Genomic DNA, 14651 nt, shown 5'->3' with positions numbered 1-14651 from the left:
GATTGGCCTGCGCACGGACGCGCGTGCTGCGTCTTACGCTCTGTCCCGTGCCTCCCGTACCGCGCTGTGTGCCTCCCGTACCGCGCTCTGTGCCTCCCGCTTGCCAACTTTGTCTACGTTTTGACGTAGTTCGAAGCCAGTGAACTACGTCAAAACCGAGAGAAAGTTCGCGGGGCGGGGCGGGCCGGGGCTGAGACGCTGCTGCGGGGCTGATCGCCTCAGCCCCGCAGCAGCGCCTCAGCGAGCCCCCGCGCCGTCTGTACCCAGGCGTCAGTGCCCTCAAGCCCCGACTTCGCCATAGAGCCTTCGAGTAGCAACGACAGGTGCGCCGCCAGCGCGTCGGGTGTCTCGGTGATCCCGGTGAGGTGCTCTCTGAGAAGCCCCTCGACCTCGTCTTTGTGCGCCCGCACCGCGGCTCGTCCCGGGTGCCCGACGGGGAGCTCGGCGGCCGCGTTGAGTAGCCCGCAGCCCCGCCAGCCGTCGCGGTAGTCGAAGTGCACGTGGTCTGCGTACGCGTCGAACACCGCGAGTACGCGTTCGGTCGGAGTTGAAGCCTTGGCGAGGCGGGCCTCGAAGAGGGCGAGCCACTCGCGGTGGCGCTCCTCAAGGTAGGCAGCGACGAGCGCGTCCTTCGAGTCGAAATTGTTGTACAGGCTCTTCTTCGCGACACCGGCGGTCGCAATAATCGTGTCAATGCCCGTACCTGTGACCCCTGAGGCGTAGAACTCCTCAGATGCCGCTCGAAGCAGCCGATCGCGGGCAGGCTTGCGCTTCGTGCCGGCGGAAGCCGCGGAAGCGGCAGATGCCGCAGGAGCGGCAGATGCTGCAGGAGCGAAAGCGGTGTTCACGGGGCCCTCCCTGGTGTGAGACGCTGCCACAAGTGTAGCAAGGTAGACTGATCTGTCTACTATGCTGGGATGATGCTATCCGCTTCATCTGTGCGCCCTGGGTTCGGCGTCCTCCTCGTCCTCCTCGCGTCCCTCCTATGGGGCACCACGGGTACTGCCGCGACGTTCGCGCCAGAGGTTGGCCCGCTCGCGATCGGCGCGGTGGCGCTCGGCATCGGCGGGCTACTGCAGGCCGTGGTCGCAGGGCGCGGGCTCGTGCGGGCGCTGCCGCACCTGCGGGCGAGGTGGGGTCTCGTGCTGTTCGGTGGCCTCGGCGTGTTCGCCTACCCGCTCGCGTTCTATAGCAGCATGCACACCGCGGGGGTCACGATCGGAACGGTCGTCTCACTCGGGTCTGCCCCGGTGTTCGCAGCGCTGCTCGACTGGGCGATCGACCGCAAGCGTCCCTCCCGAAGGTGGCTTCTTGCGGCCGCCCTGGGGCTCGCCGGAATGGCGGTGCTCAGCCTCTTTGGCGGGCACGCGTCGACGGGCGGCACCGGGCAGGTCGGCCTAGGTGTCGGCCTTGGCCTCGTTGCGGGCGTCAGCTACGCCGGGTACGCCTGGGCGGCCCATCGACTCATTGGGCCCGGCGTGGATTCGCGCGTCGCGATGGGGGCCGTGTTCGGCCTCGGCGGACTCCTGCTCATGCCCGTGCTCATCGCTACGGGCGGCCCGCTGCTGAGCTCGTGGCGGACGTTCGGTGTCGGCGCGTACATGGCGCTCGTGCCGATGTTTCTCGGTTACGTGCTATTCGGGCTCGCGCTGCGCCACGTCGACGCGACCACGGCGACCGTGCTGACGCTGTCGGAGCCAGTCATTGCCGCCGGGTTCGCCGCGCTGATCGTCGGAGAGCGACTTGCTGGCGGTGGGATCGTAGGCGTCTGCCTGATCGGGGCAAGCCTCGTACTGTTCGCCTTGCCGTCGAAGAGAGCGAAACCCTAGAGCAACCGGGGCGCTGCGAGCCCCGCTACTTTCGCTTGGCCTTGCGGCGGGCGGCCTTCTCGCGCTCGCGCTTCTCGGTCGCCGCCTGGAGCTGAGCGCCGCGGGAGTTCGGCTTCAGCTTCGCCTTTGCCTTCGCGGGCTGCGCCTGCCGGTTCCCGGTCTTCCCTGCCTTCGCCGCTTTCTCAGCCTTTGAGGGTCGCCCAGTTGCAGACCCGCCATCGGCCGAGGCCCGCGATGAGCGGGCGGTGCGGCCGCGCATGACGCCCGCGAGGTGCTGCATATCGGGGGCGTCGCGCTCGACACGCCAGCTCGCCCAGACGGTGCCGCCGACGATCGGTTCGGCGAGGCGGATCGCGATGTGCGAGTGCTTGTCGATGATGTGGCGGGCGAGCGGGGCTGGCATCAGGATCCCGCCGAGGCCAGTTGCCACGATCGCGAGCGCGGCGTGAATGTCCGAGGGCATCCATGCGGGGTCTGCCCACGGCTCAGCTGGCGGCCACTCGGGAGCGTGGTCGGGGTGGTCGAGGATCCGCACGTCGGCGAGGTCTGCCAGAGACACGCTCTCGCTCCCCTTCAACTCGTGACCCTTCGGGAGGACGAGCGCGAGTGCCTCGTCATAGAGGCGGAGCGCGTGGTGGGTTCGGGATCCCTCGCTCGCGGAGCCCGCGGGCGCACCGCCCGGTGCGCTCCGTTCGAGCATCATGTCGAACTCGTCGGTGCCCTCGGGGCGGCCGTAGGGTTCGGGGAACGGCACGATCGTGAGGGGGTGCTCGGGCGAGATGGCGTTCCACCGCCGCTCCCACTTCGAGGGGGCGACGCCGCGAGTGAACCCGAGCAGGATCTTCGCCGCGCCCGTGTTCTGGTCGTCTGCTGGTGACTCGTTCACAGCTGTACCTCTGCGTAGATTTCGTGGGTGTAGGGCAGCCGGGCGGCTGAGAGTGCGATGCGGTACTCATCGGGAGACGCGACCGACCGAAGCGGGGTGCCCTCTTCGCGGTAGCGGGGGAGCGCATCGCGCGCGTGCCCCTGGGGTGGCAGCCCGCTCGCCGGGACGACACGCCACCAGGCGACCGCGTGGCCGAACAAAGCCATCACGCGGCCGACCGCGCGGGGCGCGTTCGACCCCACGGCGAGGGCAACGTCGCCGTACGTCATGACGCGGCCCGCTGGGATCTCCCCAACGACCGCGAGCACGGCTTCGGTAAATTGGGCGTCTGGCACGGAGACAAGCCTACGCCCGCCGGGTGGCGTGCGGGCGTAGGCCGCGGCTGGAGAAGCCTGCTAAATGTTGGAGACCCCGAGGAGCATGCCGATCGTGTAGGTCGCGGTGACGGCGATGCCCCCGAACAGCAGCTGGCGGGCAGCGCCCGCGAGCCAGTTGCGCTTCGTGGTGGTCGCTGCCAGCGCGCCGGCGAGGAGGAGGCCAGCGCCGCCGAAGGCGAGCCCGACCCAGAGGTTTCCGAAGCCGAACACGAACGGGATGATCGGGATGAACGCGCCGACACCGAACGACAGGAGCGACGAGAACGCCGCGACCCACGGCGACGGGCGGTCGTCGAGGCTCAGGCCAAGCTCGTGCGCCAGGTGGACGCGCACGGCGCTCTCACTGTTCGCGTGCACCTGCGAGGCAGCCTCGTCGGCGGTGTGCTGCTCCATTCCGAGCTTCGCGAAGAGCGCCGAAAGCTCGGCCTGCTCACCAACGGGGTTGCGCGAGTGCGCTTGCCGCTCGGTGATGACCTCGGCGTCGAGCTGTTCGTTTGCCGTGCGAACGGAGGTGTACTCGCCGAGCGCCATTGAGATTGCGCCGGCGATGAGCCCAGAGATACCGGTGATGGCGACGATGGTGTTCGAAGCGCCGGCCGCCGCGATGCCGGCGATGAGGCCGATGTTCGACACGAGCCCGTCCATTGCGCCAAACACGGTCGCGCGCAGCCAACCCGACGAGACGTCGGCGTGCCGGTGGTCGTAGTCGTGGGGGCGGGAAATGTCGCTGGGTTGCGCGGGGAGACTCACGGTCGCCTTTCTGAAATGTACTGCGTGTTGTGTGGCCCCCGGGAGGGCCAAAGGGCAACGGTAACAGGGATTTTGCGTGAGGGAATAGCCCTGTGAGACCTCGGAAGATCGTGTTTTTGGAGTTCGATATGGCGAACTCAGGAGCCGGATAGAGCGCCGGCTACAGCACCGTGATTGAGGTCGCCTGCCACCTGCCTCGGATCGCCTCAAACCTGAGCGCGACGGCGCGAGACCTGCTCGGCGTGGAAAGTACGACGGCGGCTTCGGTAACGTCGTCGTTCGGCCGAGTTGTGCGGACCCGCTGGATCGCGGGCACGATGCGACGGCTATCGCGGTAGAGGGATCGGCGCTCAACATTGAGTCGGCGCAACTCAGAGAGCTGTGCGGCGACGGTGTCCGTGATCCACCTGCCGAGCTGCGCGACCTGGCGCGCCCCCTCGACGGCCTCGAACGCGAACACCGCGATTGCGCCGATGACGCGGGGCTCGAGCGCGGGAAGCGGCGGGGGTAGCGATGCCCGGGTGGGGTCCCCGGAGTCCGTGGGCGTTCCGGCCCCGACCGCGCGGAGGTGCCGGGACCGCGGCGTGCGCGAAACATCGATATGGGCAGGCGAAGAAAGCGGCACACTCATGGTGAGGACTCCCTGTGTCGGGCTGGACAACCCGCACCCCCACCGCGGTCTGACTGGAAGACTCACGTTACGACGCCCGGCTCAACGCTGGTCAAGCGCACTTTTCGCCCGGGTGGCCTGGCGCGTGGGCGCGGGCCGCAGCGTCGCAAAGCGGGCGGCGTACTCTAGGCTATGACCGTGGCAACCCTTCGAAATCTTGCAACGAAGTACTCCGATCTCACCGAGGACGAGCTCGAGTGGCTTGAGCTGCTCGCCCTCGACCTCCCGCTGCTCGCCGACGTCGCGCTGAGCGACATTGTGCTGTGGGTTCCGTCAGAGAACGGCGACTACCTCGCCGTCGCGCACAGCAGGCCAGCCGGGTACATCACGCTGTTCTACCGCGACGTCATCGGCGACTTCCTGCGGCCCGAGTGGCGCGAGGTCGTCGAGCAGGCGCTCGAGACCGGCAAGCCGGCGGCGTCGACGTCACCCGCGTGGTACGAAGAGAACCCGATGAAGCTGACCGCCTACTCGATCAGTAGGCGTGACAGCCAGGGGAAGGTCTTCGGCCCCTTCGCGGTCGCTACCGTCCACACGAGCGCGCACGACACGCAGCATGCTTCGCGCATCGCCGCGGCGTTCCGCGAGGTCGCGAGCGACCTGCTCGGGATGATTCAGACCGGCGCGTTCCCGAACCCGGGTGGTGTCGGCGGCCAGCAGGGCGCGCCTCGCGCGACCGATGGGCTCGTGCGGGTCAACCTCGACGGCATCGCGACGTTCGTGAGCCCGAACACGCAGACGACGTTCACGATGCTCGGCTACCGCGACGAGATCGAGGACCAGAACTTCTCGGAAGTGCTCGCGGAGGTGCTGAAGGGCCAGTTCGACACGAACGAGTCGCTGCCCCTCATCAGCCAAGGCAAGGTCGCACGGCGCACGGAGATCTTCGCCCGCGGGCTCTCGGTCGCGATGCGCTCGATCCCGGTGTTCCGCGACGGCGAACGGATCGGCGGCGTCGTGCTGACGCGCGACGTAAGCGAGCTGCGCCAGCAGGCGCAGGAGCTCATTACCAAGGACGCGACGATCCGCGAGATTCACCACCGCGTGAAGAACAACCTGCAGACGGTCGCATCGCTGCTGCGCGTGCAGGCCCGCCGCGCCCGCAGCGAGGAAGCGAAGCAGGTGCTCGGCCAGGCGATGCGTCGCGTCGCCGCGATCGCGGTCGTGCACGACACACTGTCGACCGGCCTCGCCCAGATCGTCGACTTCGACGTGGTCTTCGAGCGGGTGCTCGGCCTCGCTGCCGAGGTCGCGAGCCTGCACGGCACGACGGTGCACCCGCGCAAGGAGGGCGAGTTCGGCGAGCTGCCCTCCGAGTACGCGACGCCGCTGGCGCTCGCGCTGACGGAGATCGTGACGAACGCTGTCGAGCACGGCCTCGCCGGGCGCGAGGGCGAGGTCTTCATTCGGGCCGACCGCACCCCCGAGAAGCTCGCGGTCGAGGTCATCGACACGGGCACCGGTCTCCCCGGTGGCACGGTCGGCGACGGGCTCGGCACCCAGATTGTGCGCACCCTCATCGAGGGCGAGCTCGGCGGGACGATTCACTGGGGCGCCGACGTCGGCGGCGGCACCCGGGTTGCGATCGATATCCCGCTCCACTGGCTCGCAGCCCAGACCCGGCCGATTCCGAAGGTCGAGCGCTAGCGAGCCAGCGGGCGGAGGATCGCGGGGGTCGGCGCTAGCGCCGATCCCCCGAACTACGCACGAGCACCGCGACGCCGACGACCAGCAGGAGCGCTCCGAGGCCAAGGATCGTCGTGATGAGCCACGCCGTCACATCGATCGAGCCGCCGGCCGCGCGCACGGCAACGTAGGCGCAGAACACGAGGATCAGCGCACCCCACACAATCGGGCTCGTGCGCGGGCGAGGACGCTTCTGCGCAGCCGGGGCCGGAACGGTAGCCGGGCCGCTCACCGTGTGCGGGGTTGGTGCCGCGTGTGTTGTGTGAGCGCTGGGTGCTGCCTGGGCCCCGAGCGGGGTCGTTGCCGCGGTTGCCTGGTGCGGAGCGTACGCGCCCTCGGCCCCCTGCGGGGTCGGCGGCACCGGAGGGATCGGCGGGGACTGGACCGTCGGGCCTGTCGAGGCCATCGGCACTGCCTCAGTCATCTCGGCATCGCCGACGGGCTGGTCTGCGGGGTTCTGCTCGGTGCTCATCGTGCGAGCTCCTTCTCTAGCTTTGCGATCTCGTCGCGGGTGAAGTCAAGCGTATTCTCCAGCCGCTCCTGCCGCACCTCGCTGAGGCCGGGGGCGTCGAGCTCGTGCTCAAGCTGCCCCTCCTCCTCGCGGAGGTCGGAGAGCTCCTCGCGCAGGTCGGCCCGGTTCTCGGACGTGGCTGACCCTGCGCTCGCGGTCGAGCGGGAGCCCGAACGACCGGCTTCGTTCACGTGAACGCTGCCCGCGAGGAGGTACACGGTCACCTGCGATGCCTCGTCGGAGACGTCGTCGCGAGTGTCGATGGTGCGCGACAGGAAGGGTCCGGCAGCGGTTGAAGCGCCCGAGCTGAGATTGGAGGCATCGATCGTGCCCGCGAGTACCCGCACGGTGAGCTTCACGTCCTCGTGCGAGGGGAGCGTGATCGTCGAGCGGCCCGCGACCTGCCAGATGTCGATGCTGCGCCACCCTGGAGCATCGTCGAGCGTCGAGAGGTCGATATCGGTGTTTCCGCCGATGAGCACCGCGCCCGTGTCTTCTGCGGTGACCTGCACGTTGCCGAACGGCTGGAACCTCGTGCCCTGGGGCAGCACGGCGGTGAAGAGTAGAGCGATGACGCCACACGCGGCCAGGAACCCGACCCAGCCGGTCTGCCTGCCGCGAATGCCTGCCACGATCAGCGAAACCGCGAGCACACCTGTCGCTCCGAGCAGAGCTGCGGTGAGCATGAGGCTCGAGTCCAGCTGCATGTCGAACGCGATATACGAGGCACCGCCAGCGGCGAGCAGTGCGAGCGCGAGCGTGATGACGACGTGTGCGGCGCCGAGCTTCATCATGTCGTGCTGCGCGGCGTAGCGGGCGCTCCACTCGTCGGCCTGCTTCCCGACATCTTCGCTCCAGCGGGTGGCTCGCTCGGTGGCCCGTTCGGCCTTCTCAGTGAAGCGCGTCGCCCAGTCCGGTTCCCCATCAGGGGCTGCGGTAGGGGCTGAGGCATCAGGGCTCGACCACGAGCCGGGGGAAGCCGCGGCGAAGGCCTGAGGGGCCTGCGGGTCATACGGAGTCTGCGGGGCATACGTCTGCTGCGGGGCCTGCGCCGTCGGTGCGCCAGAGGGGTCGCCCGGGTGCTCAGCCGTCGGCGCGTCGTAGGCACCCTGCTGTGCTTCGTCGCGAACCTTGCGGCCGTGCTGCAGCACGAGCCTGCTCACGAGGTAGCCCGCGACCGCGATCACGGCGATCCATACGAGCACGGAAATCGTGGTCGTGAGCCAGTGGGGCATACCGAACGCGTTCCAGATGCTCCAGCCCCCGATGGTCGTCACCCCGAGAATGCGGAACAGAGTCGGGAAGACGACGAAGACGCCGACCGCGACGGTGGCTACTACCGCCGCGGTCCCCGCTCGCCCCCGGAAGACCTCCTCCAGGTGAATGCGCCCGCCCTGGTCGGGGAGCAGCAGCCAGCCGAGCAGGTAGAGCACGATGCCCGGGCCGCCGAGGATAGCAAGCACGATGAAGAGCCCGCGGACGATGATCGGGTCGATCCCGGCGCGCATCGCGATGCCGCCAGCGACGCCCGCAAACCAGCGGTCGCCGCCGCGGCCGATACCGAGGCCACGGATCCATGCGAAGAAGCCGGCGCCGAAGGGCGCGTTCGGGGGAGTGCCCTCGGGGGCGCCGCCTGTTGGGGGAGGAGTGTGGTTCATGCTTCGAGTTTGCCCGGAACGGTCTGCCGGGGGCTATGGGGGTTCCCCCTGATCGAACCCTGGTTCGTACCCCTGAGGGGTGTGAACCCCCAACAACGGGTGCTTTGATAGTGACATGAGCTACAGCACCCCGCCCAAGCGCATGCTCGTGCGCTCGGAGTCCGACCGTCTCCTTGCGGGCGTCTGCGGCGGGCTCGCTGAGCACCTTGGCGTCCCGGTGATGGCCGTGCGAATCGGCATGCTGATCCTCACCCTCGCGGGCGGGGCTGGCGCGATCTTCTACCTGTGGCTGTGGGGCACCGTGCCACTCGGTGGCGCCGCGGATACCGTGGCGCCGATGCGCCGCGCGCTCACCCGCGATGCGGCAACGCTCGGCAAGGCGGGCGTGGCGCAACCGCGCTCGCCGCAGTCTGCACCCGCGAGTCAGCCACCGCAGGCGCCTGCCGCCCCGCTGGCGCAGGCGACTCCGCAAGGGCAGCAAGCTCCGCTGGCGCAGGCCGCGACGGCGAACGCGGCAGCGCCTGTGCCGGTCGCCGAAGCGATGCCCGTTCCTGGGCCGGCTGGGCCGGCTGGGCCGCCTGCCAGATCGCTCACGAGGTGGCCCATCGCTGAGCTGCTGCTCGGCGCCTGCCTCTTGGTCGTGGGGGCGCTGCTCGTCGTTCAGCGGATGGGCGTTGAGCTGCAGCTCTCACTGATCCTCCCCGGCCTTGCCGTGCTCGTTGGCGTCGGGCTGACCTGGTGGCAGATCGCTGACCGCAACCGGCCCGAGTCGAACCCCGTGCCGCGCGTACTCGGTGCGCTGTCGCTCGTAGCGGTCGGCGTGCTCATGTTCTTCGTCACCTCTGAATCCCCGAACGTCTGGACGGTGATGGCGGCGGCGCTCGCCGCACTGGCTGGTGTTGCGCTCGCGATCGCGCCCTGGCTGCTCAGGCTCAACCGCGAGCTCATCGCAGAGCGCGCGGGGCGTGAACGCGAGGCCGAGCGGTCGGAGATCGCGGCCCACCTGCACGACTCAGTGCTGCAGACGCTCGCGCTGATCCAGCAGCGCTCGGCGCCGGGCAGCGAGGTTGCGCGGATCGCCCGCGGCCAGGAGCGCGAGCTGCGTGAGTGGCTGTTTCGGGCAGCGGACGGTGGCGTGACCGCGCCGAAAGAGACCGCGCTTGAAGAACTCCGAGCCCACGCCGCTGGCCTTGAGGACGCGCACGCCGTGCGGTTCGAGATCGTCGGCGTCGGCGCCGAGGTCGTGGTGCCTGAGCCGATTGTCGCCGCCGCTCGCGAGGCGATGCTGAACGCAGCTCAGCACGCAGGGGGCGAGGTGACCGTGTATGCGGAGGTCTCGCCAACACGGGTGTCGATCGACGTGACCGACCGGGGCCCCGGCCTCGATCCCGAGCACCTGCCGGAGGGGCGGATGGGGGTTCGCGATTCGATCCTTGGCCGCATGGCGCGCGCAGGTGGAACTGCGAAGATTGTGCCGGGGCCCGGCGGAAACGGTACCTCGGTGCGGCTTGAAATGCCGCGTGAGAACAGAACGGACACTGCGGCTGACGCAGGGACAGGAGCCACCCCGTGAGTGAGGCATCGCAGGCTGCCGCCACCATTCGCGTGGTCATCGTTGACGACCACCAGATCTTCCGCACGGGCCTCCGCGCCGAGCTCGGCGCCGAGATCGAGGTTGTCGGCGAGGCTGCAACGGTCGATGAGGCCGTGGCATTGATCCCCGGCCTTGCCCCCGACGTTGTGCTGCTCGACGTGCACCTTCCGGGCGGCTCCGGCGGCGGCGGTGCAGAGGTGCTGCAGCGCCTCGCCGGTGTGACTGGCGAGACGCGCTTTCTTGCGCTGAGCGTCTCGGACGCCGCCGACGATGTCGTGAGCGTGATTCGAGCGGGCGCTCGCGGGTACCTCACCAAGACCGCGTCGGGCGCCGAGGTGACCGCCGCGGCCCTTCGCGTGCGCGGTGGCGACGCCGTGTTCTCGCCGCGCCTCGCGGGGTTCGTACTCGACGCCTTCGGGACGGGCCTCGGCGAAACCGCGGCAGCCGACGATGAGCTCGACCGGCTCACGGCACGGGAGCAGGAGGTCATGCGCATGATCGCGCGCGGCTACGCCTACAAGGAAGTCGCCGCTGAGCTGTTCCTGTCGGTGAAGACCGTCGAGACGCACGTGTCGAGTGTGCTGCGCAAACTCCAGCTGTCAAACCGGCACGAACTCACAGCTTGGGCGCTCTCGAAGCGACTCCTGTAATACCGAACTGAGTCATCTTTGCCATTTCAGGGAGTTGTGAGTGGCAATCTCCTCGGGTTACAGTGAGACCGAGCGAGTGATCGGTAAGGCCCGAGGTGTGCCTGCGATCCTCCCCGAACGATGGAGTTTCACATGACTGACAGCAAGAACCAGCCGCTCGCGGGAAAGACCGCGATTGTGACGGGGGCGAGCCGTGGCATCGGCCTCGCGATCGCGGCGCGGCTCGCCGCAGACGGGGCGAAAGTTTGCATCACCGCCCGCACGGAAGACGCGCTGCGCGAGGCCGCGGCGACGCTCCCCGCGGGGCAGGTCATCGCCGTCCCCGGCAAGGCTGACGATTCCGAGCACCGCGCGGAGGTGATGGATCGGGTCGCCGCTGAGTGGGGGCGCCTTGACATCCTCGTGAACAACGCAGGCATCAACCCGATCTATGGGAAGCTGATCGATGTCGACCTCGCGGTGGCCCGAAAGATCATCGAGGTCAACATCGTCTCGACGCTCGCCTGGTCGCAGGCCGCCTATCAGCACCCGGGGCTCGGCTTCACCGAGCACGGCGGCTCGATCGTGAACCTCTCGTCGGTGACGGGCTACATCCCCTCGCCGGGTATCGGCATGTACGGGGTCACCAAGGCCGCCGTGTGCCACCTGACCACGACGCTCGCCGCCGAGCTCGGCCCCGAGGTGCGCGTGAACGCGGTCGCGCCGGCCGTCGTCAAAACCGACTTCGCGAAGGCCCTCTACGAGGGGCGCGAGGCCGACGTTGCCGCCGAGTACCCGCTGAAGCGCCTCGGCACCCCCGAAGACATTGCGGGCGCCGTCGCGTACCTCGTCTCACCCGACGCCTCGTGGGTTTCGGGCCAGACGCTTGTGCTCGATGGCGGCTTGCTCACCGTTGGGGGTGCGGCATGACCGCGGTGCTCCCGGAGCCCTACGAGGGACTGCGCCTCCGCACGCGTGAGTTCATCCGTAACGTGGTCATTCCTGCCGAGCCAAAGCCCGGCACGACGCTCACGCACGAGAACCGGCTTCAACTCATGGAGCAGACGAAGGCCGCTGGAGTCTTCGCGCCGCATCTCGCCGAGGAGTACGGCGGCCAGGGCGTGCCGCTTGAGCACTGGCCCGCGATCTTCATCGAGGCGGGCTACTCGCCGATCGGGCCCGCGGTGCTCAACTGCATGGCCCCCGACGAGGGCAACATGCACATGCTTGAGCTCATCGCGACCGACGCCCAGAAAGAGCGCTACCTCCGGCCCCTCGGCGCTGGCGCGGTGCGGTCGTGCTTCGGCATGACGGAGCCCCACCCCGGCGCCGGGTCTGACCCGCTGGCCCTGCGCTCCTCGGCTGAGCGAGTCGACGGCGGCTGGAAGATCAACGCACACAAGCGCTTCATTAGCGGTGCCGAGGGGGCTGCGTACTGCATCCTCATGGTGCGCACGTCTGCCGTCCCCGCGGAGGGATTCCCCGAGGGGGCGACGATGTTTCTCGTCGACATGGACCACCCCGGCGTGCGCGTCGGCAACCCCATCAACGCGATCGACACGGCGATCGCTGGCGGGCATCCACACCTCTACTTCGAGGATTGCCTCGTGCCAGACGACGCGGTGCTCGGCGCTCCGGGGGAGGGGTTCGCGTACGCCCAGGTGCGCCTCGGCCCCGCCCGCCTGACGCACTGCATGCGCTGGCTCGGCCTCGCGAAGCGGGCGCAAGACATCGCACTCGATCGGGCCGCGAGCCGCGAGCTGTTCGGCTCGCCCCTGCGGAGCCTCGGCGTCGCCCAAGACATGCTCGCGCAGTCGGAGATCGACATCGCGACGTCGGAGGCAATCATCGACCGCACGGCGGCCCTGCTCGAGCGGGATCCAAAGGCCGGCGCCGCGCTCTCGGGCGTCGCGAAGGTGCACTGCTCTGACGCAATCGGCCGGATCATCGACCGCGCGATCCAGATCTGCGGTGGCGACGGGGTGACCGATGCGCTGCCGCTCGCCTCCTACGCGAACGAGGTGCGGCCCTTCCGCATCTACGACGGCTCGAACGAGACGCACAGGTGGGCGATCGCGAAGCGCGCCTCGTCGCGCCGCCGGCGCGAGGTTGAGGCCGGCGCGCCCCGTTTGGACCTCGTCGACGAGCACGGCGCCGACACGTGGGGCACGCTGTGAGTGGCGGGAGCGGGGCGGTCGAAGCGGTCGAAGTCGTCGCGACGTTCGCCGACGCGGCCGGGCTCGCGATGCCGCCGCTGTTGATCTTGGACAGGGTCGCCGCGTTCCTCGATGCCCACGGCATCGGCGAGGGTGAGATCGCGTGGCGAAGGATCGGCGACGGTCAGTCCAACATCACCTTCCTCCTCGAGCGCGGCGAGACCCGCGTGGTGCTGCGACGCGGCCCGCGCCCACCCCTGCCGCGGTCAACGCACGACATGATCCGAGAGGCCACCGTGCAGCAGGGGTTGGGGCGCGTCGGGATCCCGGTTCCGCGCATCCTCGCGGTGTGCTCAGACGCCGAGGTGCTCGGCGTGCCCTTCTACGTGATGGAGTACCTCGACGGCGTGATCCTGCTCGATGAGACGCCTCGTGCGTTCGACGGGAGCGACGGGCGGCGCCTCGCCTCTGAGGCGCTCGTCGACACCCTCGTGGCGCTGCACAGCGTCGACCTCGACCGTGCCGACCTCGGGGGCTTCGGCCGCCCCGACGGGTACCTCGAGCGGCAGCTGAAGACCTTCACGGGCCTTGCGGGCCAGGTCTCGCGGCGTGAACTCCCGCTCGTCGCGGAGCTGGGGGCGAGGCTCGCTAAGACGATGCCCGTGTCGCAGGGCGCCTCGCTCGTGCACGGCGACTACCGGTTCGGCAACGTGATGTTCAGGGAGTCGTCGCCGCCGAGCGTGCTCGCGGTGCTCGATTGGGAGATGGCGACGCTTGGCGACCCGCTCGCCGACCTGGGGTACCTCACCGCGACCTACTCAGACGCAACGTCGCCGCGCACGGTGATGGAGCTCACGAGCGCGACCCGCGAGCACGGCTACCTCACGCGTGATCAGCTTGCGGAGCGGTACGCGCGCGGCACGGGCCTCGACGTGAGCGACCTGCGTTGGTACCAGGCGCTCGCGCTGTGGAAGTCGTCGGTGTTTCTCGAAGCGATCTACACGAGGTGGCTGGCGGGGGAGCGCCCGGACGACGACTTCGCGCACACCCTGGAGCACGCCGTGCCCGAGGTGCTTGAGCGGGCGCAGGAGCTCGCCCGGTAAGTGATTGCCGCCGTCGGCACATGATTCTCTGGCCGCCACATCTTATTTGTTGTGATTAAGGTGTGGCGGCCAGAAGATGATGTGGCGGCGCGCTGCCGCGGCATCGCGTCAGCGGACGAAGCGCGCGGTGTCGCGGCAGATTCCGGTGTAGGTCTCAACGATCTCCGCGACAGAGTTCACGCCGCCCGGGCGGTACCACTGCGCGACTCCCAGGCAGATGTGCGTAATGGCGCGCGCAACGTGGCGGGGTTCGTTGGTCGCGAAGATGCCCTCTGCGATGCCGTCGGTGACCGCGTCGATGACGTACTGCTCGACGCGTCGGCGCGATTCGATGTGGGCCTCTCGGGGGCCGGGCTGGAGCGACCGGATCTCGCTGTACGTCACGAACGCGACCGCCCCAAACTCGGCGTGGAACTCGAGAAGGCACGCGACAAGGCGATCGAAACGGTCAAGCGTGGAGGTCGCGCCGTCGCGCGCATTCGTGAGGGCGGCGTGCAGCTCGGACATGGAGACCTCGCAGAGCTTCTCGAGTAGCGCGGCCTTCGACGGGTAGTGGTGGTACAGGCCCGGGACCGAGAGCCCGGCGGCGCTCGCGATCTGACGGATCGACGTGCCGTGGAAGCCATTCTGCTCGAAGCACGACAGCGCTGCAGTGCAGCACGCGTCGAAGACGATGGCCTCTGGAAAGTGGGACTCGGTCATGGGTGTCAGACTTCCACGCCACGCCTGTCCGCGCAACTGAGACGCGCCCCTGAATCAGGGTTGATTCTGGGCGAGCATCCTGGTTACACTGGGACAACCT

The 14651-nt window shown here is 68.9% G+C and carries 15 protein-coding genes; 7 read left to right on the top strand and 8 right to left on the bottom strand.

The window, feature by feature from the left end:
• Window positions 1–218: 218 nt before the first annotated feature.
• Entirely contained in the window at window positions 219–848 is a 630-nt protein-coding gene (locus tag FB468_RS08330) for a TetR/AcrR family transcriptional regulator (RefSeq protein WP_141886929.1), read from the bottom strand.
• 69 nt (window positions 849–917) lie between these two features.
• On the opposite strand from FB468_RS08330, the gene FB468_RS08325 reads away from it, so the two are divergent.
• Entirely contained in the window at window positions 918–1829 is a 912-nt protein-coding gene (locus tag FB468_RS08325) for a DMT family transporter (protein WP_211359108.1), read from the top strand.
• A 25-nt stretch (window positions 1830–1854) separates the two neighbouring features.
• On the opposite strand, the gene FB468_RS08320 is transcribed toward FB468_RS08325, so the two are convergent.
• From FB468_RS08320 to FB468_RS17380, 4 genes are all read right to left on the bottom strand, one after another.
• Entirely contained in the window at window positions 1855–2715 is an 861-nt protein-coding gene (locus FB468_RS08320; protein WP_141886928.1) for a substrate-binding domain-containing protein, read from the bottom strand.
• Window positions 2712–3050, bottom strand: coding sequence for an MGMT family protein (locus FB468_RS08315; protein WP_141886927.1), 339 nt, complete (start codon window positions 3048–3050; stop codon window positions 2712–2714). Before FB468_RS08315 ends, FB468_RS08320 begins: the two co-directional genes overlap by 4 nt.
• A 60-nt stretch (window positions 3051–3110) precedes the next feature.
• Window positions 3111–3842, bottom strand: a complete 732-nt coding sequence (locus FB468_RS08310; protein ID WP_246055813.1) for a VIT1/CCC1 transporter family protein — start codon at window positions 3840–3842, stop codon at window positions 3111–3113.
• 160 nt (window positions 3843–4002) lie between these two features.
• Window positions 4003–4473: an Rv3235 family protein gene (locus tag FB468_RS17380; protein WP_246055812.1), complete on the bottom strand. Its 471-nt coding sequence runs from the start codon at window positions 4471–4473 to the stop codon at window positions 4003–4005.
• 177 nt (window positions 4474–4650) lie between these two features.
• On the opposite strand from FB468_RS17380, the gene FB468_RS08305 reads away from it, so the two are divergent.
• Window positions 4651–6159 (top strand): sensor histidine kinase, encoded by a 1509-nt coding sequence (locus FB468_RS08305; protein ID WP_141886925.1) that lies wholly within the window; start codon window positions 4651–4653, stop codon window positions 6157–6159.
• Between the two features lie 34 nt (window positions 6160–6193).
• Here FB468_RS08305 and FB468_RS08300 read toward each other — a convergent pair whose 3' ends face one another.
• Together FB468_RS08300 and FB468_RS08295 are read right to left on the bottom strand one after the other, a co-directional pair.
• The gene (locus FB468_RS08300; RefSeq protein WP_141886924.1) at window positions 6194–6670 is read right to left on the bottom strand and encodes a hypothetical protein; all 477 of its coding nucleotides are present in this window, start codon (window positions 6668–6670) and stop codon (window positions 6194–6196) included.
• Window positions 6667–8367: a PspC domain-containing protein gene (locus FB468_RS08295; RefSeq protein WP_141886923.1), complete on the bottom strand. Its 1701-nt coding sequence runs from the start codon at window positions 8365–8367 to the stop codon at window positions 6667–6669. The genes FB468_RS08300 and FB468_RS08295 overlap by 4 nt, the downstream gene beginning before the upstream one ends.
• A 115-nt stretch (window positions 8368–8482) precedes the next feature.
• Here FB468_RS08295 and FB468_RS08290 point away from each other — a divergent pair, with 115 nt between their 5' ends.
• The 5 genes from FB468_RS08290 (at window position 8483) to FB468_RS08270 (ending at window position 13849) form a co-directional block, all read left to right on the top strand.
• Entirely contained in the window at window positions 8483–9940 is a 1458-nt protein-coding gene (locus FB468_RS08290; RefSeq protein WP_246055811.1) for an ATP-binding protein, read from the top strand.
• Window positions 9937–10611, top strand: a complete 675-nt coding sequence (locus FB468_RS08285) for a response regulator (protein WP_141886922.1) — start codon at window positions 9937–9939, stop codon at window positions 10609–10611. The genes FB468_RS08290 and FB468_RS08285 overlap by 4 nt, the downstream gene beginning before the upstream one ends.
• 132 nt (window positions 10612–10743) lie before the next feature.
• Complete coding sequence (locus tag FB468_RS08280) at window positions 10744–11520, top strand: SDR family oxidoreductase (RefSeq protein WP_141886921.1); 777 nt, start codon at window positions 10744–10746, stop codon at window positions 11518–11520.
• Window positions 11517–12767 (top strand): acyl-CoA dehydrogenase family protein, encoded by a 1251-nt coding sequence (locus FB468_RS08275; protein WP_141886920.1) that lies wholly within the window; start codon window positions 11517–11519, stop codon window positions 12765–12767. The genes FB468_RS08280 and FB468_RS08275 overlap by 4 nt, the downstream gene beginning before the upstream one ends.
• A complete protein-coding gene (locus tag FB468_RS08270) occupies window positions 12764–13849 on the top strand; it encodes a phosphotransferase family protein (RefSeq protein WP_246055810.1) in 1086 nt (361 codons plus the stop codon). The genes FB468_RS08275 and FB468_RS08270 overlap by 4 nt, the downstream gene beginning before the upstream one ends.
• Before the next feature lie 108 nt (window positions 13850–13957).
• On the opposite strand, the gene FB468_RS08265 is transcribed toward FB468_RS08270, so the two are convergent.
• Complete coding sequence (locus FB468_RS08265) at window positions 13958–14551, bottom strand: TetR/AcrR family transcriptional regulator (protein WP_141886919.1); 594 nt, start codon at window positions 14549–14551, stop codon at window positions 13958–13960.
• Window positions 14552–14651: the final 100 nt, after the last annotated feature.

It is taken from the genome of Leucobacter komagatae, assembly GCF_006716085.1.
Lineage (GTDB): Bacteria > Actinomycetota > Actinomycetes > Actinomycetales > Microbacteriaceae > Leucobacter > Leucobacter komagatae.
Note: the sequence above shows the minus strand (reverse complement) of the source record. Positions and strands in the feature narration are given on the sequence as shown.

Bases quoted from the DNA above. Each gene is read 5' to 3' on its own strand.
- FB468_RS08300 (WP_141886924.1), bottom strand. From the start codon at position 6,670: ATGAGCACCGAGCAGAACCCCGCAGACCAGCCCGTCGGCGATGCCGAG.
- FB468_RS08295 (WP_141886923.1), bottom strand. From the start codon at position 8,367: ATGAACCACACTCCTCCCCCAACAGGCGGCGCCCCCGAGGGCACTCCC.
- FB468_RS08290 (WP_246055811.1), top strand. From the start codon at position 8,483: ATGAGCTACAGCACCCCGCCCAAGCGCATGCTCGTGCGCTCGGAGTCC.
- FB468_RS08280 (WP_141886921.1), top strand. From the start codon at position 10,744: ATGACTGACAGCAAGAACCAGCCGCTCGCGGGAAAGACCGCGATTGTG.
- FB468_RS08325 (WP_211359108.1), top strand. From the start codon at position 918: ATGATGCTATCCGCTTCATCTGTGCGCCCTGGGTTCGGCGTCCTCCTC.
- FB468_RS17380 (WP_246055812.1), bottom strand. From the start codon at position 4,473: ATGAGTGTGCCGCTTTCTTCGCCTGCCCATATCGATGTTTCGCGCACG.
- FB468_RS08265 (WP_141886919.1), bottom strand. From the start codon at position 14,551: ATGACCGAGTCCCACTTTCCAGAGGCCATCGTCTTCGACGCGTGCTGC.
- FB468_RS08275 (WP_141886920.1), top strand. From the start codon at position 11,517: ATGACCGCGGTGCTCCCGGAGCCCTACGAGGGACTGCGCCTCCGCACG.